The sequence below is a fragment of the Shewanella sp. Actino-trap-3 genome, from assembly GCF_002836275.1.
Lineage (GTDB): Bacteria > Pseudomonadota > Gammaproteobacteria > Enterobacterales > Shewanellaceae > Shewanella > Shewanella psychromarinicola.
Genome location: NZ_PJCE01000001.1, coordinates 1293776 through 1317870, shown reverse-complemented (window position 1 = coordinate 1317870; position 24095 = coordinate 1293776). Strand labels below are relative to the sequence as shown.

Genomic DNA, 24095 nt, shown 5'->3' with positions numbered 1-24095 from the left:
CACATGATTGCAGGTTTTAATTGCGCCGTTTTTAAAAAGGTCGAAAATGTGTTAAGTATGAGCTGAAAAGTGAACTAATGAACTCCTTAATGAGTAGAATACTTGTTACAGTCTTCAGCCCATGCTCGGCAACCAATATTTGCATGCTTTGCAAATATCTGCGTAAGATGTTCGACAGTAAAAGGTGCTAAAGACGATAACAATACGGCGCAGTCTAAAACTCGTTAGCTGTGTGCTTATTTTGTCTGTCACAGGTTATACAGCCATGATGAAAGTGCTGGTAAACCTGTTAATTTCTGAGTTAACGTTACGGCGTTATCTGGATTATTTAACAAGCAGTGGCTACCGATGGGGGCGCTGCTAACGTTGATACAAATACGGAAAATAATTATGTCTGATTGGTCTATCGAAGATGCTCGCTCTGGTTATAACGTGATTCACTGGAGCCAAGGTTTTTATGGTATTAGTGAAGATGGTGAAGTGACAGTGTCACCTAACCCACAAAATCCGGATCATAAAGTTGGCTTAAATGAATTAGCCAATAGTATGGTTGAAGCAGGCGTTTCGTTACCGGTATTAGTCCGTTTCCCGCAGATTTTACACCATAGAGTGGAAAGTCTATGCGAAGCATTTAATGATGCAATTAAGAAATACGATTATCAAAATGATTATTTGTTAGTTTATCCGATTAAAGTAAACCAACAAAAAACGGTGGTTGAAGAAATTCTAGCCAGCCAAAAATCGAAAGAAGTTCCACAGTTGGGACTTGAAGCCGGCAGTAAGCCAGAGTTAATGGCAGTTCTTGCGATGGCGCAAAAAGCCAGTTCAGTTATTGTATGTAACGGTTACAAAGATAAAGAATATATTCGCTTAGCATTAATCGGCGAAAAGCTAGGCCATAAAGTCTATATCGTGCTTGAAAAGATGTCGGAACTTAAAATGGTATTGGCTGAAGCTGAAAAGCTAGGGATCACTCCACGTTTAGGTTTACGTGTGCGTTTGGCTTTTCAAGGTAAAGGCAAATGGCAAGCCAGCGGTGGCGAAAAGTCCAAATTTGGTTTGTCTGCAGCACAAGTGTTGAAAGTTATTGCTGAATTAAAAAGTGCTAATATGCTGGATTCTCTCCAGTTATTACACTTCCATTTAGGTTCGCAAATTGCCAATATTCGTGACATTCGCCAAGGTGTAAGCGAAGCCGGCCGTTTTTACTGTGAATTGCGCCAACTCGGTGCCAGCATTGATTGTTTCGATGTGGGCGGCGGGTTAGCGGTTGACTACGATGGTACACGAAGCCAAAGCAATAACTCAATGAACTATGGTTTAAATGAGTATGCTAACAATATCGTCAACGTATTAACCGATTTATGTAATGAGTACGAGCAACCAATGCCGCGTATTATTTCTGAATCTGGTCGCCATTTAACGGCGCATCATGCGGTGTTAATTACTGATGTGATTGGTACTGAAGCGTATCAACCAGAAAATATTCAAGAACCAAGTGAAGAGGCGCCGCAATTATTGCACAACATGTGGCAATCTTGGTTAGAAATCAGCGGTCGATATGATCAGCGTGCGATTATTGAAATTTATCATGATAGCCAAAGTGATATTGCTGAAGCACACTCATTGTTTGCTGTGGGTCAATTAAGTTTGGCTGACCGAGCTTGGGCAGAACAAGCCAATTTACGTGTTTGCCATGAAGTGAAGGGATTATTAAGTAACAACAATCGTTATCACCGTCCCGTGATTGACGAATTGAATGAAAAATTAGCAGACAAGTTTTTCGTTAACTTCTCATTATTCCAGTCATTACCGGATGCATGGGGTATTGATCAAGTGTTCCCTGTGTTGCCTTTATCGGGTTTAGATAAAGCACCAGAGCGCCGTGCGGTAATGTTAGATATTACCTGTGACTCTGATGGTATTGTTGATCAATACGTTGACGGTCAGGGAATTGAAACAACTTTACCCGTCCCAGCGTGGAGCGCCGACAGCCCATACCTGATTGGTTTTTTCATGGTGGGGGCATACCAAGAAATCTTGGGTGATATGCATAACTTGTTCGGTGATACCAACTCAGCTGTTGTGCGTATCGATGAGCGTGGATCAAGCCAGATTGAGTCTGTTTTACAAGGCGACACGGTAGCTGATGTGCTACGTTATGTGAATTTAGATGCGGTAGACTTTATGCGCACCTATGAAGAGCTTGTGAATCAACATATTGTTGAAGAAGAGCGCGCCAGTATCCTAGAAGAGTTACAGTTAGGGCTTAAAGGCTACACTTACCTAGAAGATTTTTAATCTTATTTACTACATTAACTTGTTATTCAAAAAGCCTAGTTACCGCAGGTCGCTAGGCTTTTAAGTTGCTAAGATGTTTTTTGAAGGTTCAGAGAAAAAGTTAGAGATTATCGTTAATGCATCAGCCCCTAAATTACGGTCATTAGATCGAACATTTTGGGTGGGGCTTGTTGCTGCCTCAAATGCAGATATTTTATCTAGCATAAGTAATGAATATTGCGATGCTTATTTACTGAGTGAATCGAGTTTATTTGTTTGGGATGATCGACTCGTTATGCTCACTTGCGGCACTAGCTCGCTAGTAGAATCAGCATGCTACTGCATTGAACGTTTAGGTGAACAAGCTATTGCATATGTTTGTTATCAGCGCAAAAACGAATACTATGCCCATTTACAAGCAAGTTCTTTTGGCGACGATGTGCTTAGGTTAAGGCATTTTATTGCGGGGCAGGCCCACCGAATGGGTCATTTAGATAGCCATCATCACTATACTTTTACTACCGACAAAGAGTATCAAGCCAGCCGGTTTGATACCACCAATGAACTGCTGATGTATCATATTTCGGGTCCGATAGCGGATTATTTACGGGGTGATCAGCAATCAATGGTTCAAATTGGGCTGATGCTGCAACTGGAACAATTATTTAATGGTTTTAGTATTGATCAGTATTTATTCAGTCCACTAGGCTATTCAATCAACGGTATTCGGGGTTGTGAATATTTTACAATACACATTACACCACAAGAAAATAGTTCTTATGTGAGTGTTGAAACCAACATTGATCTCACCACAACTCAGGTTGATATCTTTGCTGAGCTAGTAAGATTATTGCAGCCTAACAGCTGCGACATTATTGGTTTTAATAGTAATATTGCCAATAAGAAGTTTTTAAAGTACTTGTGTTTAAGCCAGTGCGCGATGACAATCGAACAAGGTTTTAACATACACTTCAGCCACTATCAGCAAGATTGCTTAGAAGTACTGAACCCTACATTATTGTAATTATCGGCATTTGCCATCTTTTTGATAGTCTATGACTACTTTCGCAGAAAAACCTGATTATTTGCTTTATTCAAACGCATTCGGGTATTTACGCCAGCCACTGAATGTTAAACCAACGGAGTCTGATGCCGACGTGGTAGTGATTGGTTTACCTTTTTATATGGCAACAACAGGTCGTTCAGGTGGTCGTATGGGGCCTAATGCCATTCGCCAAGCATCGGTAAATTTAGTGTGCACCGCGTGAAGGATTGATTGATGTTGGGCATTCAATACAAATTGGTATTCGTACCGAATACCACAAAGAAGGTCACGGCTTTGAGGTGGTTGATGCCGCAACAGCCAGTGACTTAACGGCGCAAGACATTGTTGAACAAGTGCGTGCTCGTGTCGTTGATATGCCGTTATACATCACGTTCGACATTGATTGTTTAGAATCGGCTTACACACCGGGCACTGGCACGCCTGTTTGTGGCGGATTAACCAGTGATAAAGCAATGAAAATTATTCGTGGATTACGTGGTATGAAGGTTGTTGGTATGGATGTTGTTGAAGTGGCGCCATCATACTATTCGGCTGAAATTACTGCGCTTGCAGGAGCGACCCTGGGCCTTGAAATGCTGCATGTCTGGGCAGAAGGTAAAGGCTTAATTAAAAAGTAATTTCAACTTTATCATTAAGCACATTCGCCAACGTGCTGACGTTGGCTTTTTTGTGCCTGCTCAGCGTAGAATAGATCTCGCAAGGTTAATGAGGAGCCAATATGAGTGATTTAAGTGATATTCGCCGTGAATACACCCAAGGTGGATTAAGACGGGCCAATTTGCCTACTAACCCGATGGATCTGTTTGAACAATGGATGCAACAGGCCACAGAGGCACAACTTACCGATCCGACAGCCATGTCTATCGCAACGGTTGATGAGGATGGTCAGCCATTTCAACGTATTGTGTTGCTGAAGAAATTTGACGATAAAGGGTTTGTGTTTTTTACCAATCTAGAAAGTCGCAAAGCAAAACAATTAGCCGTTAACAGTAAAATCAGTTTACTGTTTCCTTGGCATGCTCTTGATCGCCAAGTGGCAGTATTAGGGCAAGCGGAACCATTATCTATATTGGATGTGGCTAAATACTTCATGTCCAGACCCAAAGACAGTCAAATTGCCGCATGGGTATCCAAACAATCGAGCAAGATTTCTGCGCGGCAAGCACTGGAAGGGAAATTTGCCGAAATGAAGGCCAAATATGCTCAGGGTGAAGTGCCATTACCTAAGTTTTGGGGCGGATATTTAGTCCGTCCAAGCAGTATCGAGTTCTGGCAAGGAGGTGAACATCGTTTACATGACAGATTTATTTATACCAAAACCGATGCTGATTGGAATATTGATCGGTTGGCACCTTAATGAATGTTAATGAAGTGGAGCCTTTAGCGGTGATAACCAATAAAATCTGGGTTGATGCTGATGCTTGTCCCAATCCAGTGAAAGAGATGTTGTTTCGGGCATCTGAGCGTAAGTCGATTCAATTGGTGTTAGTGGCTAATCAAATGATTAACGTGCCAAGATCACCGTTAATTAGCATGATCCGAGTGAGTTCCGGTTTTGATGAAGCAGACAACTACATTGTTGAACAAGTTGTCAAAGGGGATTTAGTGGTCACCGCTGATATTCCTCTCGCGTCAGATGCGGTTGATAAAGGTGCGCTAGTATTGAACCCTCGTGGTACCGTGTATACCGCTGAAAATATCAAACAGATACTGACTATGCGTGATTTTATGGAAGAAATGCGTAGCAGTGGCATACATACTGGCGGCCCGAATAGTTTTTCGCAAACGGATAAGCATGCGTTTGCACAAGCGTTAGATAAATGGTTGGCTAAATTGATCCCCAGCAAGATATAACGAAATATTACTCTATACTTAATCTGACTTTCTATACAAAGGACTTTATGATGAAAAAATGGTTACCTTTTTTAGCCGCGAGCTTGCTGAGTACATCTGTGATGGCAGGCGATTGGCAAGTCAATCAAGATCATTCTCGGGTGAGCTTTATTTCGATTAAGAAAGCCGATATTGCCGAAGTACATCATTTTAAACAAGTTGCAGGTGAATTAACGGATGCGGGTGCATTTTCTTTATCGATTGATTTAACCAGTGTTGATACCGGAATAGAAATTCGTGATCAGCGAATGCAGACTGTGTTGTTTGAAGTTGCGCAGTTTCCAAAGTTAACCTTGGATGCGGTGGTTAATCCCAAATTGTTGGCAGGATTAAAAGTCGGTGACACGCTAACGACTCAAGTTGAAGCAACCATTTCACTACATGGTCAGAAACAACAAAAAAGTTTTGAAGTGTTAGTGGCTAAATTATCTGACAAGAAAATGGTGATTTCAAGTTTAGCGCCAGTGATTATTCAAGCAAATGAATTTGGCCTTGTGTCGGGTGTCGAAAAACTTAAAGAAATGGCGGGTTTGCCGAGTATCAGCTTGGCAGTGCCAGTGTCATTTGTGCTAACCTTAGCGCAATAGTTACCTGTGGTTGTTAATGACTTTCAATCATCAAGATTGAGAGCCATTTTCGGCTAAGTAGTGTTTAAGAAAGGTGGGGCACAATGGTTACCGACAAAGACGGCTACATGCATTTAATTCAGTATTTAACTGAACATTTAGGGCTGTTTGAGTCGTCTGAAAATACCGTAAATACAACGGAAACTGTTATGGAACTGTTTGAAGATCAGTTATCTGCTCAGATCATTATGGTATGTGGTCAAAACCCGCAATTATCATTTGCTCAGCGTAATATAGTGATCCGTGAAATTGATGCAATAGTATACGACTTAGAAGAGATTTTAGCCTCTGTTGCTAATCATCAAGCCACACCCGAACAAAGTATTTTTATTACTGAGTTTTCAGGTTTGATTAAAAATTTATTTGATCAAGAAGTTGCTCATCTGTTGCGATAAATCTACTTAACCTCAACACGGGTTAACAGATGGAATAAATATGCCAAAATCAGAATATTTGAGCTATTTAATATCGAACTTGTGATTTGATTTGCTATTAAGGCGCAGCTCTTGTGACTTACGGCGTCAATAACTAGCCTATTACAAGTCAATACAATGCAGTTAGCAGGACAAAAAACTGTTTTATAACCGTTTATTATCCCGAGCTGAGTGACTTAGTTCAGGCAGTTATTTAACTGGTTTAGTTTTTTTTGGGATCGATCATGTTTAAAAAAATTGTGATTTCTGTTGTGTCGTGTTTGCTGTCTATATCTGTGTTTGCGAGTGATAAAACCATTCTAAGTCAAGTTGAAACCATGACAGTCGCTAAGTCTGGACTACGCTATCATGCTCGCATTGATACTGGTGCGGGGAAGACTTCTCTGCATGCGGTAGATTTAACAATCATTGGCGGCGCATTCAAAAAAATGAAAAGTAATGTCGGTAAAATTGTTGAATTCACCACAGAAAATGAACGTGGTGAGAAAAAACGTATTCAAGCCGAAATTGTCAGTACGTTAAGGGTGAAGAATTCACAAGGCATTGAAACCCGCTACATGGTGAAGCTCGATGTCGGTTTTTCGGATAAGTTGCATCATATTTATGTTAATTTACGCGACCGTAGCCATATGAAATACAAATTACTCATTGGGCGTAATTTTTTAAAGCATAACTACATTGTGGATGTATCACAAAAAAGTACTTTGGTCCTTTAATTGAGTTTTAAGCAAACAGGATTGATGTATACCCCGCATAAACACGGGTGCGGTAGAACGCTCATTACATGTTGCCAATATTAGCGTCGAGAAAGAACACAAGGTGTGGACTAACATTTGAGGTACATGGTTAATTCGTCATGCGTAAGGTACTGAAGCGCATTACATGGCTTGATTAAGTGTTGGTGAACCTAGTCTGAGTTCTTAGTCGATATGGATCTAAAGACCGTACCAAAATGGGTTATAAATTATTAATTAGCCGAAACTGGTTACTGGATCACTATATGGTTGATGTGTTTAAAAAACATTAATTCCTTATTATTGGTCAATAATATCGGTCAATAAAATCGGTTAACAATACCGCTCAATATGAGCGGTATTTTTTTGTCTGTTTTGTGCTCGTATTAATAAAGCATAACGATTATTAGCCTCGGAGGGGCTAAATTGAAAGGTGTACGTTGGTTTGAGTTGAACACCGCCAGTAATGGCTTTGATATTGACGCTACTCTGCAACCTCGTTGTCATCGGTCATCGATATAGTAAACGCTGATTTAACTCATTAACCCGTGACCACATAAAACACGCAGGTTGCGTCTTTTTTACTGACCGATTTAGGAGTAAATACCCTTGACCGCGACATGTTCAACCGTACTAAATCGGGACAGGTAACCTTGCTGTAAGTTAACCAGACCCCATCATCAACAGACTGACGATTTCGGTTGGGTAGACTCCTGAGTTAACACTTGTTGCCACGGTTACAGGCTAAGTGGGTTAATTGTAGGTAAATACAACTATTTGCTATTAAAAATACCAATAATGACTAGTAAAGTTGTACTTGCTAACGTAAAATTCCAATCTTTTATTTTAACCCCAGTCTTGATTGTTTAGTTATCATAATAAGCGTCAAACTACCGCGTCGTCACTTACTGGGTTGCCACTATGGTGAACTCGTATAGTCGACTAGACGCTCAATCGCATTTAAATGCAAAAATGCAGTGGATGATAACATGCAGCAGTTAACCGAGATCGTAGAACAAGCCTTAGAGGTCATTGATAAGGCCTGTGATCTAAAAACATTGGATGATATCCGTGTCGATTACCTTGGTAAGAAAGGTAAAATTACTGACATGATGAAAATGATGGGATCATTAAGCGCAGAAGAAAAGCCTGCCTTTGGTGCCGCAGTCAATCAAGCAAAGCAAGCCGTTCAACAACAGTTGACGGTGCGTATCGACGGATTGAAAGCATCAGAATTAGAAGCAAAATTAATTGCTGAAAATATTGATGTCACTCTTCCGGGTCGTACGCTCGATATTGGCGGCTTACATCCGGTTACGCGCACTATCGAACGTATTGAAACCTTCTTTGGTGAGCTTGGCTTTGTTGTTAAACAAGGACCTGAAATCGAAGATGATTTCCATAATTTCGATGCGTTAAATATTTCTGAGCATCATCCAGCTCGTGCCGATCATGATACTTTTTACTTTAACCCCAAAGTGATGTTACGCACGCAAACATCTGGGGTGCAAATTCGCACCATGGAACATGAAAAACCGCCACTTCGGATCATTTCTCCTGGCCGTGTTTATCGTAACGATTACGACCAAACTCATACGCCAATGTTCCATCAAGTTGAAGGGTTAATGGTTGCTGAAAACGTTAACTTTGCGGAGCTTAAAGGCATTTTGCATGACTTTTTACGTAACTTCTTTGAACAAGATTTAGAAGTCCGTTTTCGCCCATCTTACTTCCCATTTACAGAACCTTCTGCGGAAGTGGATGTTATGGGTAAAAACGGTAAGTGGTTAGAAGTATTAGGCTGCGGCATGGTACATCCAAATGTACTGCGCAGTGTGGGTATTGACCCTGAGAAATACTCTGGTTTTGCTTTTGGTATGGGTGTTGAGCGTTTAACCATGTTGCGCTATGGCGTAAATGATTTACGTGCCTTCTTTGAAAACGATTTACGTTTTCTTAAGCAATTCAAATAACGGAGCAAAAAGTAGATGAAATTCAGTGAATCTTGGCTTCGTGAGTGGGTTAACCCATCAGTAAGTCGTGACGCATTATCACACCAAATCACCATGGCTGGTCTTGAAGTTGACGGTATTGATGCCGTCGCTGGCGATTTTAGCGGCGTGGTCATCGGTGAAGTGGTTGAATGTGGCCAACACCCAGATGCAGACAAATTACGCGTCACTAAAATCAATGTTGGCGGCGATGAGCTTATCGACATCGTTTGTGGTGCACCAAACTGCCGTTTAGGCTTAAAAGTCGCAGTAGCGATGGTGGGCGCAGTATTACCAGGCGATTTTATAATTAAAAAAGCCAAATTACGCGGTCAACCGTCAATGGGCATGTTGTGTTCTTACGGCGAGTTAGGTATAGACATCGAAAGCGATGGCATTATTGAATTACCGCAAGATGCACCTATAGGCCTGAATGTGCGTGAATATTTGCAATTAGATGATGCCATTATTGATGTTGACTTAACCGCTAACCGAGCCGATTGTTTAGGCATGGCCGGTCTTGCTCGTGAAGTGGGCGTATTAAATCGTCAAGCGGTAATAGAGCCTTCTTGGCAAGCCGTAACCGCCACGATAGATGCGCCGTTTAGCATCAGTGTGGTAGCGCCAAATCTTTGCCCTCGTTACTTAGGCCGCGTAGTCAAAAACATCAATATTAAAGCCGTCACGCCATTATGGATGCAAGAAAAATTGCGTCGCAGTGGTATTCGTTCAATTGATCCCATTGTTGATATTACCAATTATGTGTTGATTGAATTTGGTCAGCCAATGCATGCGTTTGATTTAAATACCTTAAACGGCGGCATTACCGTGCGTTTAGCTGATGGTGTTGAAAAGCTAACCTTGCTTGATGGCAATGAAATTACGGTACCAAGCGATACCTTAGTGATTGCCGACGACAAACAAGCTGTTGCGCTTGCGGGGGTATTTGGTGGTGAAAGTACCGGTGTAAATGAAAACACCCAAGATATCCTTTTGGAGTGTGCTTTTTTCTCTCCATTGGCCATTATGGGTAAATCACGTCGTTTAGGCTTACACACAGACGCTTCACATCGTTTTGAGCGTGGAGTTGACCCTGAGCTACAACATAAGGTCATGGACCGCGCTACTCGCCTTGTATTAGATATTTGTGGTGGTGAAGCCGGTCAAGTTGTTGAAGCGGTATCGATTGAGCATTTACCCGTAGCAGCAACTATCACTTTGCGTCGTAGCAAGTTAGACAAAACATTAGGGCATGTTATTTCTGATACTGACGTGACGGAAATTCTTGAATGTTTAGGTTTTAGCGTGAACGTTGACGGCAATGATTGGATTGTCACCACGGCAACATATCGTTTTGATATGGCGATTGAAGAAGATTTGATCGAAGAAGTGGCGCGTATTTATGGTTATAACAATATCCCTAATATTGCGCCAATGGCAGCGTTAAGCATGCCTGATCACCAAGAAGCTGATATTTCGCTTAAGCGTGTGCGCAGTATATTTGTTGCTCGTGGTTTCCAAGAAGCAGTGACCTACAGTTTTGTTGACCCAAAAATGCAAAATATTGTTCACCCTGGCGAAGAGGCCATGGTGTTGCCTAACCCGATTTCAGTCGAAATGTCAGCCATGCGCTTATCAATGTTTACTGGATTATTGACAGCCGTAGGCTATAACCAAAGCCGTCAGCAAAATCGAGTGCGTTTATTTGAGACGGGTTTACGCTTTATCCCTGATGCACAAGCAGATTCTGGTGTTCGTCAACAAGCTATGCTGGGCGCGGTCATTTCTGGTGTTCAAAACGATGAGCATTGGTCAATGGAGTCTACAATCGTCGACTTCTTTGATTTAAAAGGTGATTTAGAAGCAATAATCGGCTTGACAGTTGCCTCTACAGAATTTAGTTTTAGGGGGGCAACACATCCTGCGCTGCATCCAGGACAATGTGCTGAAATATTACGAAATAATCGCGTCATTGGTCATATCGGTGCTATCCATCCAAAGTTGGAAAAGCCTTTTGGACTCAATGGCAAAACAATTATTTTCGAGTTAGAACTGGATGCATTATTGCACGCCCGTTTGCCGCTAGCCCAAGCTGTATCTAAGTTTCCTGCTAACCGTCGTGACATAGCGTTAGTAGTAGATGAAGCCGTTTCTGCAACTGATGTTATGAATTTGATAAGAAAAGTTGGCGAAAATCAGTTGGTTGGCTTAAACTTGTTCGATGTATACCAAGGTAAGGGTGTTGAGCCTGGCAAAAAGAGCCTCGCCATCGCACTTACATTACAAGACACTACTCGTACACTTGAAGATAAAGATATTACTGAAACTATGGTTGCAGTGGTATCGGCTCTAAAGACCGAGTTCAACGCATCGTTGAGGGATTAAAGTATGGCACTTACCAAAGCCGAAATGGCAGAACATCTTTTTGAAACATTAGGTATTAACAAACGTGTGGCTAAAGAGATGGTCGAGTCTTTTTTTGAAGAAATTCGTGAAGCACTCGAAAGTGGTGAGCAGGTCAAGTTATCTGGCTTTGGCAACTTTGACCTTAGGGACAAGAATCAAAGACCGGGAAGGAACCCGAAAACTGGTGAAGATATTCCAATTTCTGCACGCCGTGTTGTTACCTTCCGTCCTGGACAGAAGTTAAAGTCACGTGTTGAAGCAGCAAACTCGGGTAAAAAGTAGTTCACTAGTTAATACGCCAATCCGATCGGATCTGTATTACGAAGAGCCACTCTTAATTGAGTGGCTCTTTTGTTTTTGAATTTGGTAAATTTATTTTATCATTTCATTATATCCACATGATCTATAACATTATCCTTACCGTCAGAGAAATCGTGAGCAAGCTAGTTTTATAAACATGGGTATAGCACTAAGAGAGAGTGATGTTTTGATGTTGTCGGGCATAATGACTGTTCCACACTCATTAATCCTTAGTATAATGCCATTGTTATAATATGATTATTCCCTGTGGATCAGGGTCAGTTTATTTGGAGTTTCTTTTGGCACGACAAGCAAAATATTTTGATACTCGTTTTAATAAATCACTATTACATCCTCGTCACTGGGGGACATGGTTAGCCATTGCTGTGCTGTTTTTATTTGGTGCACTTCCTGCAAGCATTCGAGATCCCATTGCGAGATTATTTGCCCGAGTAGTAATGAAAGTTGCCAAGAAACCATTGCGGATCGCAAAGGTGAATATTACGCACTGTTTTCCTGATAAGTCACCTGCAGATGTAGATGCGTTAATCAAACAGAATGTTGAAACATTTGTCATTACCTTATTGTCGCAAGCTGAGTTGCTTATTCGTTCTAAAGCGCACTTAAAACGCCGCATTCAACTTAATGGCATTGAAAATGTGCAAGCTGCCCGAGAGGCAAAGCAACCGATAATTTTTATCATGCCGCATGTTTGGCCAATGGAATATGCCGGTCTGCGAATTAACATGGAAATTCCGTTAGTGACCATGGCTAAAGCCCATCGCAATGGATTATTTAATTGGTTTAGTAATCGCATGCGCAGTAGTCAAGGTGGTCGTGTGTATATGCGTGAAGCAGGGATTAGAGCTTTATTGGCCGAGTTAAAAAATGACAACAGTTTTTTCTATTTGCCTGATGAAGATTTAGGGCCTGAAAAAAGTATATTTGCGCCTTTTATGGGCACAGTTAAAGCCACATTACCGGTTGTCGGTCGCTTAGCCCAAGCGGGTAATGCACAAGTCATGCCCGTTAAGATTGGTTACGACCAGCAGGCTAAACAATTTATTATGACGGTGCTGCCAGCGGTTAATCCTGATGAGATGATTGGCAAAGAGAATGAAGCCATCGCGTTAAACAAAGTGGTTGAGCAAGTGATTAATGCTTATCCAGAACAATATATGTGGTTTTTGAAATTGCTCAAAACTCGTCCACCAGGAGAGCAAGAGTTTTACTAAATTATAACCATCACCTTGATGTAATCACAAGAATAAGAGGTTCATATGGATTTTAACGAATTGTTATCGGCCTTGTCTTTGGTGGTATTTACCTACGACGATAGCCCAATTACTTTGTTGCAGTTGTTACAAGTACCTTTGTACATATTTTTAGCCTGGTTTATTATCACTCGTGTTGGGCGCTTGATTGTTAAAGCACTCAAACGTCGTAATGTTGGTGCAGATGCGATCCATTTATTCACTCGCATGTATTTTATTATTAGTATCGCAGTACTCATTTTTACCTGTATGGAAATTTTAAATATTCCCTTAACTGCGTTTGCATTTGTGTCAGGTGCGATAGCGATTGGTGTGGGTTTTGGTGCGCAAAACATTATTAATAACTTTATCAGTGGCTGGATTTTAATGTGGGAACGTCCCATCCGCATTGGTGATTTTTTAGAAGTAGGTGAGGCGCGAGGCGTTGTAGAGTGTATTAACACTCGCTCAACCTTGATACGCCGTAATGACGGAGTGCACATGCTAGTGCCCAACAGTCTGTTACTCGAAAACACCGTGACTAACTGGACCTTGATTGATAAAAATGCCCGAACATTTGTTCGTGTTGGCGTGGCTTACGGTTCGGACGTGATTAAAGTTCGTGAGCTAATTTATCAAGTTATTGGTGAGCGAGATGATATTTTGCCGCAACCTGAACCCTCCGTCTTATTTGAAGATTTTGGCGACAATGCATTGATTTTTGATTTAATTTTTTGGGTCAGCGCAGTGTCAGAAACTGATATCCGCCGCCGTCGTAGCGAAATTCGTTTTAGAATGTACGAGCTATTTAACGAGCATAATGTGGTGATTGCTTATCCACAACGTGATTTACATGTTGATGGTAATTTGACGATTAACCGAAGTCATAAAAGTTAATTAACACCGATTTTTGCATCAATAAAAAAGACGCCGTGGCGTCTTTTTTATTATTAATTTAACCAGCTAAAGCGTTACTTATTCGTGTCAGATTTGTTGGCTTTGGTGTGACGATCTAATAAGTTTTTATTGATGTCTGCCATCGACAAGCCTTGATCTTCAAGTAACACAATTAAGTGATACATTAAATCAGACGCTTCATTGACCAACTCTTCTTTATCATGGGTGGCTGCAGCAAGGGCGGTTTCAAGGCCTTCTTCACCGACTTTTTGCGCAATACGCTTTGTACCACGTTCAAATAATGATGCTGTGTAGCTTGAATCAGCACTTTGACCTTTACGTGAAATAATCAGCTTAGTCAGGTTATCGATAAAAGGATGGGCGTTGCCATCTGGCCAGCAGCTTTCTGTGCCGGTATGGCAAGTCGGGCCGTTAGGAATAACTTGTACTAAAAAGCTGTCATTATCGCAGTCTTTATCGATAGCAATTAAATCAAGTGTGTTGCCAGAGGTTTCGCCTTTGGTCCACAAACGCTGTTTTGAGCGGCTAAAAAAGGTGACTTGGTTAGTGGCTAAGGTTTTGGCTAAGGCGGCTTTATCCATGTAACCTAGCATAAGCACTTTACCGGTCAGGTGATGCTGCACGACCGCTGGAACTAATCCCGAAGTAGCGCCTTGTTGTTTGTCCCAGTCCACGCTTGTGCTATCAAATACAATATCAGTCATAGGTGTTCTCTTTTTTTTGCAAAATTATAAACGAATTGCGATGCTATTGGCGTGCAGATATTGCTTGAGTTCACCAATATCAATAATGCCTTTATGGAATACGCTTGCCGCTAATGCAGCGTCGACCTTGGCAAGTTCGAACACTTCTTTGAAGTGCGCCATGGTGCCAGCACCGCCAGAAGCAATTAACGGTACATCGCATATTGCCCTAACCATGCTTAATTGCTTGATATCGTAACCGCCGCGCACGCCGTCTTGGTTCATGACGTTAAGTACTATTTCACCACAGCCACGCTTTTGCACTTCTTCAACCCAATCTTGAGTATACCATTGGGTGTCTTTAGTGGCGGCTTGATCACCGGTAAACTGTTTGACTTTATAGCTGTCACTGGCAGCATCATAAAATGAATCAATACCAATAACGATACATTGGCGGCCAAACTCGTCTTGCAAACGGGATATCAAGCTAGGGTCACTTAATGCTGGCGAGTTTATCGAGATTTTATCGGCACCAAAAGCCAATTTTTCACGTGCTTGTTCGATGGTTTTAATGCCACCGGCGACGCAAAAGGGGATATCAATTTGCTCCGCGACGCGGCTGATCCAAGATTTATCAATCACCCGATCGTGAGCACTGGCAGTAATGTCATAAAATACTAATTCATCAGCACCTTCAAGGGCGTAACGAGCCGCCAGCGGCACTATGTCACCGACAATTTCGTGATTGCGAAATTGTATTCCTTTAACCACTTTACCTTCGCGTACATCAAGACAAGGAACTATGCGTTTGGCCAACATTGGATTGCCTCCTTAACGGTAAATTGGTTAATTAGCAGTGCTTTGCCGATAATAATGCCCGATGCTTTACTGTCGCGCACAGCAGCTACGTTATCCAGGGTTGCAATACCACCAGAGGCTTGCCAAAGGATGTCAGGATACGTGGAAGCAAGTTCAGTATAGAGTTCAGTGTTAGCGCCAGTTAGGGTGCCATCACGGCTAATATCGGTCACTAAAGCATGTTTAAGGCCGACAGTTTCAAATTCAGCCACCAGTGATTCTAGTGACTTACCGCCACCAGACTGCCAACCCGATACCGCAACGATTTTTTCACCGGCGTCGTTAATGTTGACATCTAGCGCTAAACAAATTGCCTCAGGGCCGTATTTGTTTAGCCAGCTTTTAACCAGTTCAGGCTCTTTAACCGCTAAGGATCCAATCACCACCCGCGTGACGCCAATATTGAGCAGCTCGATAACTTGCTCTTCGGTGCGAATACCGCCGCCGACTTGAATATCCACTTCAAGTCCTGCAGCTAACTCACTTATTAACTTAGTTTGACGTTTATTAGGATCTTTAGCGCCAGTTAAGTCAACAATATGCAACAATTTTGCCCCTTGGGCTTGATAAGACTGCAATTGCGCCAATGGGCTTAAGTCAAAGGTGGTTTGCTTGTCGTAGTCACCTTGGTATAAACGCACCACTTGGCCGTCAATTAAATCAATGGCAGGAATAATCACTGTGGTGTCCCCATATTTAAAAAGTTTTGTAAAATCTTTGCACCCACTTTGGCACTCTTTTCTGGGTGGAATTGCACCCCAAAAAAGTTACCTTTACCAATAGCGGCACTGAATGATTCGCCATAGGTGCTGCGGGCTAAAGTGTATTCACTGATTGGCGCGCGGTAGCTGTGAACAAAATACACGTAGCTGCCATTTTCTATCCCAACAAACAAAGGATGATCGCTGACCTCAATTTGATTCCAGCCCATGTGAGGTAAAGGCAAGCCTTTGCTGTCTAAGTCGCCAATGTCAGTGGGTACTAGGCCTAAGCAAGTGATACTTTGCTCGCTGCGACCGCCATGTTCATTTGATAACGATGCCAGCATTTGCATGCCAAGACACACGCCCATCACAGGTTGAGTTAAGCTTTTAATCAGCTCGACTAAGTTTTTTTGTTTTAAGGCGTCCATGGCCGCACCTGCGGTGCCAACACCTGGCAATACCACTCGTGCCGCGCTGCGAATAACATCAAAGTCAGCACTGACAATGACATTAGCGTTAAGACGCTCAAAGGCAAACCGTACTGAGCTTAAATTGGCGCAGCCGGTATCTATAATAACGGTAAGGTCATTGGCCATGCTGGTAGAAGCCGTAGTAGAAGTGCTTGATGAAACCGATAGTTCTGTCATATGAACTCCTTACAGCACGCCTTTGCTTGATGGCAGTATGTCACCTTCGACCTTCACCGCTTGGCGAAGCGTACGACCGAGTACCTTAAACAGTGCTTCTACTTTGTGGTGATCGTTATCGCCTTTGGAGCCAATGTGTAAGGTGCAGCGCAGGCCATCGGCAAACGAGCGGAAAAAGTGTGGCACCATCTCAATGGCCATCTCGCCGACCATTTCACGCTCAAAATCAGCATTAAATTTAATAAATGGGCGACCTGAAATGTCCATTAGGCATTCGCCGCTGGCTTCATCCATAGGCAAGCTAAAACCGAAACGAGCGATGCCGCGCTTGTCGCCTAATGCTTGGCGAATAGCATCACCAATGGCTAGGGCGGTGTCTTCCACGCTGTGGTGATCGTCGATGTCTAAATCGCCATCAACGTGCACGTCCATTTTAAAATTACCGTGGGTTTGAATTTGATCTAACATGTGGTCAAAAAAGCCAATGCCAGTTTCAATCTTACCCTTAGTTTGACTGTCTAGGTCAATGGTGACTTTGATGTCTGTTTCTTTGGTGGTGCGTACCACAGTTGCAATACGGCCTTTGCTAAGCAATACATTAGCAATGTCATCCCAATTCAGCGTTTGACGATTGTATTTATAGCTTTTAATACCCATAGCATTGGCAAGCTCAACGTCGGTTTCGCGATCGCCAATCACCGCTGAAGTGGTAAAGTCCACTTTGCCTTGAGTCAGGTAGTCTTTTACTAAGCCCAGTTTCGGTTTGCGGCAGCTGCAATTTTCATCATTAAAGTGCGGGCAAATCACCACATCGTCAAACTTCACCCCTTGGCTTGCAAATATTTGCATCATCATATTGTGCGGAGCATCAAAGTCAGCTTTTGGAAATGAATCGGTACCCAAACCGTCTTGATTGCTGACCATCACCAAGCGAAAACCCGCATTTTGTAATTTAAGCAGCGCTGGGATCACTTGTGGCTCAAACACCAATTTAGCCAAACTATCGAGTTGTTTATCGATTGCCGGCTCTTCAACTAAAGTGCCATCACGGTCGATGAATAATATGTTCTGTTTCATGTTCAATGCCTTCAATAGGGTGTAATTTTATTCGTTTTAATCTATTAATGTTAATCTATGTGGCTATCAATCTGTTCATCAGGTTATCTATCGAAGCGACTTTTGGCCCACTTCTGCTACCGACTCAGATAGGTTTTTTGTAAACAAAGAGATAATTAAATTTGTTTGTTGTTCATTGGTAAAGCTAAAGCGAATGGCATCAGCAAGACGCGGATCTTTATAGGCGCGGGCGACTACACCTGAATCACTTAAGCGTTTAGCGGCAGCGCTGACATCGGCAAATTTAGCCAGCACATAGTTACCGTTTGCCGGTAACACCTTGGCGCCATAGGCTGTAAGTGCATTGCTTAAGCGTTTTCCTTGCTCAACTAAGCTAGCCACTTGGGCTTGCATAGTGTCGATACCCGCTGGGCTTAAGGCTTTTATCGCAAGGTCTGATACTGGCAATGGCACCGGATAAGGGGCGATGACTCGCATCACTAAATCGATAATGTCATCACTGGCAAGCATAAAACCACAACGGGCGCCCGCTAAGGCAAACGCTTTTGATAGAGTGCGCAGCACGACAAGGTTAGGGTACTTACCCAGTAAATCGGCCACGCTGTAGTCAGGGCAAAATTCAATATAGGCTTCGTCTACCACCACAATTGAATTTGGCGCCGCTTGAATTGCTTGTTCAATTTTGTCTTTCGCTATCACAGTGCCAGTTGGGTTATTTGGGTTACAAATAAACACAATTTTGGCATTGCCGATTTGTGCTGGCCAATTTTGAGGTAACTGATAGTTATCCGTTAAGCTTAGTGCGTTGACGCCAACATTAAAGGTCGCCGCGCTAATGGAGTACATGCCGTAAGTCGGTCCAAAACAAGCAATGGTGTCGACACCTGGAATACAAAAGGTGCGGATCAGTAATTCAATCGCTTCATCAGCGCCACGACTGGCAATAATGTTACTTGCTTTTACGCCTGAATACCGGCTGTAAGCATTGATGAGTTCAGGTGGCTGGCATTCTGGGTAACGATTCACTTTATCAAGCGGGCTATTATTAAATGGCGACTCGTTGGCATTGATCCAAATATCCCCTCTGCCGCCGATACGTCTGGCACTTTGATACGGTGTTAACGTAAGTAACTCGGGTCTGGCCAACGTGTTTGGATCAAAAGGCGCTACTTGGGTCTGACTCATGGCTGTGTTCTCTACTTTCTTCGCTATAAAGGTGTTAATTCATCACTTCTGTTCTAGATCAAAGCTTAGACAATAACAACTACTGCAAACTGGCTAAACGAATGGCTATAGCATTTTTATGCGCATCTAACAGTTCATTTTCAGCTAATACCATCACACTTTGGCCTAAGGATTGTAGTCCTTGCTTGCTGAGTTCTTGCACCGTAAAGCGGCGGCTAAAATCGGCCAATGACAAGCTGGATACCGAACGGCTATAACCATATGTCGGCAACACGTGGTTGGTGCCACTGGCATAATCACCGACAGATTCTGGTGTGTAAGCCCCTAAAAACACAGACCCCGCACCGCGCACATGTTTCAGTACTTCACGAGGCGCTGCAGTTTGAATAATTAAATGCTCTGGACCATATAAGTTAGACACCTTGGTGGCTTGACCCATATCACTGACAATAATACTGCGGCTGCATTCTAGTGCTTGCGCGGCGATGTCTTTACGACTCAATTGGGCTAATTGTTCAATTAAGGCTTGGTTTACATCTTCGGCAAGAGTTAATGAGTCAGTGACTAACATCACTTGTGAATCAACGCCGTGTTCAGCTTGCGACAGTAAATCGGACGCCACAAAAGCAGGATTAGCATCTTTGTCGGCAATCACTAGCACTTCAGACGGGCCTGCTGGCATGTCAATAGACACGCTAACACGGCTGTCTTGTGACACTAAGCGCTTGGCTTCGGTCACATAGCGATTACCTGGACCAAATATTTTGTCTACGTTTGGTACTGATTCAGTACCAAACGCCATTGCCGCAATAGCTTGGGCGCCGCCGACTTGGAAAATATCGGTAATGCCGCACACATTGGCTGCATAAATAATCGCATCATTAATTGGCGGTGGGCTGACCAATACGCGTTTGCCACAGCCGGCTATTCTTGCTGGCAGGGCGAGCATCATTACCGTTGAGATTAATGGTGCTGTGCCGCCAGGAATATATAAGCCGACACGCTCGATAGGTTCACTTCTAAGCTCGCAACGAATTCCCGCTTGAGTTTCAATATCTACACCCTGAAACACTTGCGCCTTGTGAAAGGTTTCAATGTTATTGACTGCTTGCGCTACAGCTTGCTTAACGTCGTCACCCACTCGCGCACAAGCGGCGGCAATAGCGTCAGTTGATAACGCTAACTCTGTCAGTTCAACACCGTCAAATTTTTTGTTATAAGCCAATAACGCGCTATCACCTTGAGCGTTAACTTGCTCAATAATGTCGCGAACACCTTGCTCTACACTGGCATCACCAATCAATGGCGACCGTGCTAAGGTTTGTCGTTGCTGCTTGGTCGATAAAGAAGCCCAATCGAGAATTTGCATTTGTGTTACCCCATCATTTTTTCAATAGGCATGACTAGAATTGAGCTGGCACCTAATGCCGTTAGCTCTTCCATTGTGTCCCAGAATAAATCCTCTGTACTCACTGCGTGAATGGCAACACGATTAGTGTCGTCATTGAGTGGTAATACTGTTGGGTTTTCTGCACCGGGGAGAAGGGCCACGATTTGATCTAAGGTTTCAATTGGTGCGTGTAATAAGATGTATTTACTTTCACGGGCACGGATAACGCCATTAATACGCGATAAGATCTTGGTGATGAGTGCCTGTTTTTCAGTAGATTGAGTTTTACTTGATTGAATGATGCAAGCCTTTGAGCGGTAAATCACTTCTGTTTCATACAAGCCGTTAGCTTCAAGGGTGGCTCCGGTCGACACTAAATCACAAATGCCGTCAGATAATCCAGCTCGTGGTGCTACTTCAACTGAACCTTTTAACATACAGTCGCTGTAGTTAATGCCTTTTTCTTGCATAAAGCGGCGCAGTAAGTTGGGGTAAGAGGTGGCGATACGCAGACCTTCAAGTGAGTTAGCATCTTGGTATTTAAACTCATTGGGTACCGCTAATGATAGACGGCACGAACCAAAATCTAATTCACGTAATTTAGTACATTCAGCGGGTTTGTTTGCTAGTTGGCGCTCAATTTGCTCTTCTTCTAGTACGTTCTCACCGATAATCCCGAGGTCAACAACACCATCCATTACCAAGCCTGGAATATCATCATCACGAACACGTAATAAGTCGATTGGCATGTTGTCAGCGTGGGCAATCAGGCGTTGCTCATTAACGTTAAATTTAACGCCACAGCTTTTCAGTAACTGTTGAGACTCTTTTGATAAACGGCCTGATTTCTGGATGGCAATACGTAAACGCTTTGATTCACTCATGTGATACTTCCTTAATGTATTAACTATAAAATAGTGTAAATTTAACAGCTTAAATAAAAATATAAATTTAGAACAACAAAAAACCCCTGAAATTCCTTCCAGGGGTTTATGTGAAATATTGTTCACCACCAGAAGGATATCGTCCTTCGGCAGTTAGCATCCGAAGGCTACCGCATATGGTGATGATGGTGCATTGTAGTCACTTGGATGTTCATGGTAATTCTCTTTATGTAATCTTATTTAATCAGTTTTAATGAGGATTTATACTCTCATTGAATGTCGTGTGTATCGACTTGCCATTAATTTAACCGCATTTATGCTAGTTTGCAAGCGTGGATAAAGCATTTATATTATTTAATGAGCATATTTATGGCATAAGTTATGCCTTGTTATTTTTTTATGCTCAATAAAACCGACAACATGGTCGTGATTACGGATAAATTATACCCTGTAAGGTGAATGGTACCTTGGCTTAAATGTTAATGTAATATTTTTTCTTACCACTGAAGCATTTAATTTGTTCGATGGCTGCACACCTATCACATTGATCCTAAACATTAACGGTTTGAATAACAAAGTATAATGACATCGCTGCATCGGTTATTTCCTTTGTAAGGCTGAACGCTCGATCCGCATCAGTATGACTTGTTCTAGCTTCGCTTTGGCTGTAGGCGATGTTTTTATGGTTGTGAGCAGAATGCTAATAGAATAAATCACTTGTTCTGTTTGTTCATTCAATGGATAAACTACACTATAACCAATACAAGGTTACTTCTCAGGCCTTTTCTCATCGATATGAATAAATGATATTCCCATAAGTCGTTGAGTTTATTTTACTCTGCTTATAAGCTGGCATATATTAGCCTTTAACATTAAATCTAACTTCTCGAGGTATGCACTGTATGAAGACCATTGACTTAGTGGCGCTTAGAGATGTTATGGATTTAATGCTTGATGCAGTTTGTGTCGTTGATAGAAAAGGCTGTTTTGTGTTTGTCAGTGCTGCGTTTGAAGACATTTTTGGATATTCTCCTGACGAAGTTATAGGCAAACCAATGATTGGCTTTGTTTATCCCGAGGATGGCATAAGAACGCTTAACGTTGTCGACACACTAATGAGTGGGAAACTTCAACCTCGGTTTGAAAATCGCTGGGTCCGCAAGGATGGAGAAATCGTCGACATTCTTTGGTCTGCCCGATGGTCAGAGTATCATCAATTTAGAATTGCGATTGCTCACGATATTACTGAACGCAAGCAAATGGAACGGCAACTGCATTACATATCAGGACATGATCCATTAACAGAATTGCCGAACAGGACATTATTGTTTGGGCGCTTGCAAACTTCACTTGGATTAGCGCGCCGCGAAGGCACTGATCTTTCCTTGTTATTTATCGATATTGATGGGTTTAAGCATGTAAATGATAGTTATGGTCATCTTGTCGGTGACAAGCTACTCAAGAATATAGCTCAACGTTTACGCGATTGTGTCCGTAAATCGGATACGGTTGGGCGCTTTGGTGGGGATGAGTTTCTAGTTGTGTTAAATGGAATTGATTTATTTGATGATGTGCTTGTTATTGCTGAAAACATACGTGCTGAGCTTGAGAAACCTTATCAGTTTGACAGTCTTAATTTGCAACTGTCACCGAGTATTGGCGTTGCTCGTTACCCTGAAAACGGTGATGATGAGCAGCAATTAATTCAACATGCAGATCAAGCAATGTATAGAGCAAAAAATGCTGGCGGAAATCGAGTCAATGCAAGTTGAGATAATCTTAAGTCGTTTTATTGCTTAGCCATTGTCTAAAACTTGAACAATGCTCTTGCTAGTAAAATAGTGGGTTATAATTAACCCCGATTGAGATAATAAGGTTAAGTAGTGTCATTGTTTCCGATATTTTATCTGCATAAAAACAATGCGCTGAATATGTTTTAACAAGATGATTTATTAGCTTAGCCTCAACTCGGGATATAGAGATGGGATAGACGGATAAAAATCAGTCTATCGTTAAGTCATCAATATCAAGCTGGTCTTTTGTGTTGCTATCAAGGCGTATTGCCGCGTCAATAGCTGGCCTATTAAACATTAATATAAGGCAGATAGAGAAACAAAAGGCTGTTTGATAACCGCTTATTACCCCGAGATGAGGTTAGTTATACTGACTTAGGAAGAATATTTTTAGTATGCGTAAAATAGACAAAAAAAGAGACAACCAATTAAGAGAGGGATTAACCTCTGTATGCCAACATGCAATAGCGGCCTATCCAGGTTTTGCGTGGATTACCCATATAGTTGATTATGCTATATTTCCTAAAGGTTTACGGATTATTTGCATATTTGATACTGAATCACAGCTAATGCAATTTAATCAACGCGGTGATAAAGCGATATTGTTAAGCTTAATTCAAGGCACCCTTGCTCAATACGATATTGACCTCAAAGACATCAATCAGCATGTTAGCTTTGATACCGAAACAGCCTGCGAGCAGCAACATCAAGGTAATTGGGCGTTGCGGTTAAGTGAAACTAATAGCATGGTAAACAATGGTCGCTCTAAGCTGCGCTCATTGTCGCGTGGAGGCTGATTTAACCAGCTAAAACTTATCTCGTTCTAAATTAACGAATATCAGCTCGAGATGTGAGATGGAATAAGTAATTTAAAATCAGACTATTACACCTAATATTATATCAAAGTTGGCATTGGTTTTGTTCGTAAGTCAATACAAGATAATTAACAGGGAAAGGCTGTTTGATAACCGTT

Annotated in this window: 22 protein-coding genes and 1 pseudogene; 15 read left to right on the top strand and 8 right to left on the bottom strand. The window is 42.1% G+C overall.

Annotated elements, in window-relative coordinates:
• The first annotated feature begins 390 nt into the window (after window positions 1-390).
• The 13 genes and pseudogenes from speA to CXF80_RS05600 all read left to right on the top strand — a co-directional run bounded on the left by speA (window position 391) and on the right by CXF80_RS05600 (window position 13880).
• On the top strand, window positions 391-2301 hold the full coding sequence (gene speA, locus CXF80_RS05660; RefSeq protein WP_101031961.1) for a biosynthetic arginine decarboxylase: 1911 nt from the start codon (window positions 391-393) through the stop codon (window positions 2299-2301).
• A 73-nt stretch (window positions 2302-2374) separates the two neighbouring features.
• Complete coding sequence (locus CXF80_RS05655) at window positions 2375-3304, top strand: adenosylmethionine decarboxylase (protein ID WP_101031960.1); 930 nt, start codon at window positions 2375-2377, stop codon at window positions 3302-3304.
• 31 nt (window positions 3305-3335) lie between these two features.
• Window positions 3336-3963 (top strand): annotated as a pseudogene (locus tag CXF80_RS05650) (arginase family protein).
• 101 nt (window positions 3964-4064) lie between these two features.
• The gene (gene pdxH / locus CXF80_RS05645) at window positions 4065-4703 is read left to right on the top strand and encodes a pyridoxamine 5'-phosphate oxidase (protein WP_101031959.1); all 639 of its coding nucleotides are present in this window, start codon (window positions 4065-4067) and stop codon (window positions 4701-4703) included.
• Window positions 4703-5200, top strand: a complete 498-nt coding sequence (locus CXF80_RS05640; protein WP_101031958.1) for a YaiI/YqxD family protein — start codon at window positions 4703-4705, stop codon at window positions 5198-5200. Before pdxH ends, CXF80_RS05640 begins: the two co-directional genes overlap by 1 nt.
• A 50-nt stretch (window positions 5201-5250) precedes the next feature.
• Complete coding sequence (locus tag CXF80_RS05635) at window positions 5251-5826, top strand: YceI family protein (RefSeq protein ID WP_101031957.1); 576 nt, start codon at window positions 5251-5253, stop codon at window positions 5824-5826.
• A gap of 83 nt (window positions 5827-5909) precedes the next feature.
• Window positions 5910-6260, top strand: coding sequence for a DUF3802 family protein (locus tag CXF80_RS05630; RefSeq protein WP_101031956.1), 351 nt, complete (start codon window positions 5910-5912; stop codon window positions 6258-6260).
• Window positions 6261-6523: 263 nt separating this feature from the next.
• The gene (locus tag CXF80_RS20400) at window positions 6524-7015 is read left to right on the top strand and encodes an ATP-dependent zinc protease family protein (RefSeq protein ID WP_101031955.1); all 492 of its coding nucleotides are present in this window, start codon (window positions 6524-6526) and stop codon (window positions 7013-7015) included.
• A 1007-nt stretch (window positions 7016-8022) separates the two neighbouring features.
• Window positions 8023-9006, top strand: coding sequence for a phenylalanine--tRNA ligase subunit alpha (gene pheS, locus CXF80_RS05620; RefSeq protein ID WP_101031954.1), 984 nt, complete (start codon window positions 8023-8025; stop codon window positions 9004-9006).
• Window positions 9007-9021: 15 nt separating this feature from the next.
• Window positions 9022-11409, top strand: a complete 2388-nt coding sequence (gene pheT, locus CXF80_RS05615) for a phenylalanine--tRNA ligase subunit beta (RefSeq protein ID WP_101031953.1) — start codon at window positions 9022-9024, stop codon at window positions 11407-11409.
• A gap of 3 nt (window positions 11410-11412) precedes the next feature.
• On the top strand, window positions 11413-11712 hold the full coding sequence (gene ihfA / locus CXF80_RS05610; protein ID WP_011637176.1) for an integration host factor subunit alpha: 300 nt from the start codon (window positions 11413-11415) through the stop codon (window positions 11710-11712).
• Between the two features lie 317 nt (window positions 11713-12029).
• Window positions 12030-12965 carry a lauroyl-Kdo(2)-lipid IV(A) myristoyltransferase gene (gene lpxM, locus CXF80_RS05605; protein WP_101031952.1) on the top strand — a complete coding sequence of 312 codons (936 nt, stop codon included), beginning with the start codon at window positions 12030-12032 and terminating at the stop codon, window positions 12963-12965.
• Between the two features lie 45 nt (window positions 12966-13010).
• Window positions 13011-13880, top strand: a complete 870-nt coding sequence (locus tag CXF80_RS05600) for a mechanosensitive ion channel family protein (protein WP_101031951.1) — start codon at window positions 13011-13013, stop codon at window positions 13878-13880.
• Window positions 13881-13954: 74 nt separating this feature from the next.
• Here CXF80_RS05600 and hisIE read toward each other — a convergent pair whose 3' ends face one another.
• From hisIE to hisG, 8 genes are all read right to left on the bottom strand, one after another.
• Window positions 13955-14605 (bottom strand): bifunctional phosphoribosyl-AMP cyclohydrolase/phosphoribosyl-ATP diphosphatase HisIE, encoded by a 651-nt coding sequence (hisIE, locus tag CXF80_RS05595; RefSeq protein WP_101031950.1) that lies wholly within the window; start codon window positions 14603-14605, stop codon window positions 13955-13957.
• A 24-nt stretch (window positions 14606-14629) separates the two neighbouring features.
• A complete protein-coding gene (gene hisF / locus CXF80_RS05590) occupies window positions 14630-15403 on the bottom strand; it encodes an imidazole glycerol phosphate synthase subunit HisF (protein ID WP_101031949.1) in 774 nt (257 codons plus the stop codon).
• Window positions 15385-16122, bottom strand: coding sequence for a 1-(5-phosphoribosyl)-5-[(5-phosphoribosylamino)methylideneamino]imidazole-4-carboxamide isomerase (gene hisA, locus CXF80_RS05585; RefSeq protein ID WP_101031948.1), 738 nt, complete (start codon window positions 16120-16122; stop codon window positions 15385-15387). The genes hisF and hisA overlap by 19 nt, the downstream gene beginning before the upstream one ends.
• Entirely contained in the window at window positions 16119-16793 is a 675-nt protein-coding gene (gene hisH, locus CXF80_RS05580) for an imidazole glycerol phosphate synthase subunit HisH (protein WP_198554734.1), read from the bottom strand. Before hisH ends, hisA begins: the two co-directional genes overlap by 4 nt.
• Window positions 16794-16802: 9 nt before the next feature.
• The gene (gene hisB, locus CXF80_RS05575) at window positions 16803-17870 is read right to left on the bottom strand and encodes a bifunctional histidinol-phosphatase/imidazoleglycerol-phosphate dehydratase HisB (protein WP_101031947.1); all 1068 of its coding nucleotides are present in this window, start codon (window positions 17868-17870) and stop codon (window positions 16803-16805) included.
• 87 nt (window positions 17871-17957) lie between these two features.
• Window positions 17958-19055 carry a histidinol-phosphate transaminase gene (gene hisC, locus CXF80_RS05570; protein WP_101031946.1) on the bottom strand — a complete coding sequence of 366 codons (1098 nt, stop codon included), beginning with the start codon at window positions 19053-19055 and terminating at the stop codon, window positions 17958-17960.
• Window positions 19056-19134: 79 nt separating this feature from the next.
• The gene (hisD, locus tag CXF80_RS05565; protein WP_101031945.1) at window positions 19135-20424 is read right to left on the bottom strand and encodes a histidinol dehydrogenase; all 1290 of its coding nucleotides are present in this window, start codon (window positions 20422-20424) and stop codon (window positions 19135-19137) included.
• Between the two features lie 5 nt (window positions 20425-20429).
• Complete coding sequence (gene hisG / locus CXF80_RS05560; RefSeq protein WP_101031944.1) at window positions 20430-21329, bottom strand: ATP phosphoribosyltransferase; 900 nt, start codon at window positions 21327-21329, stop codon at window positions 20430-20432.
• Between the two features lie 902 nt (window positions 21330-22231).
• Between hisG and CXF80_RS05555 the strand changes: the two genes are divergently transcribed.
• Window positions 22232-23101: a sensor domain-containing diguanylate cyclase gene (locus CXF80_RS05555; RefSeq protein WP_101031943.1), complete on the top strand. Its 870-nt coding sequence runs from the start codon at window positions 22232-22234 to the stop codon at window positions 23099-23101.
• A gap of 416 nt (window positions 23102-23517) precedes the next feature.
• Window positions 23518-23919 carry a Fis family transcriptional regulator gene (locus tag CXF80_RS05550; protein ID WP_101031942.1) on the top strand — a complete coding sequence of 134 codons (402 nt, stop codon included), beginning with the start codon at window positions 23518-23520 and terminating at the stop codon, window positions 23917-23919.
• The last annotated feature ends 176 nt before the right edge of the window (window positions 23920-24095 follow it).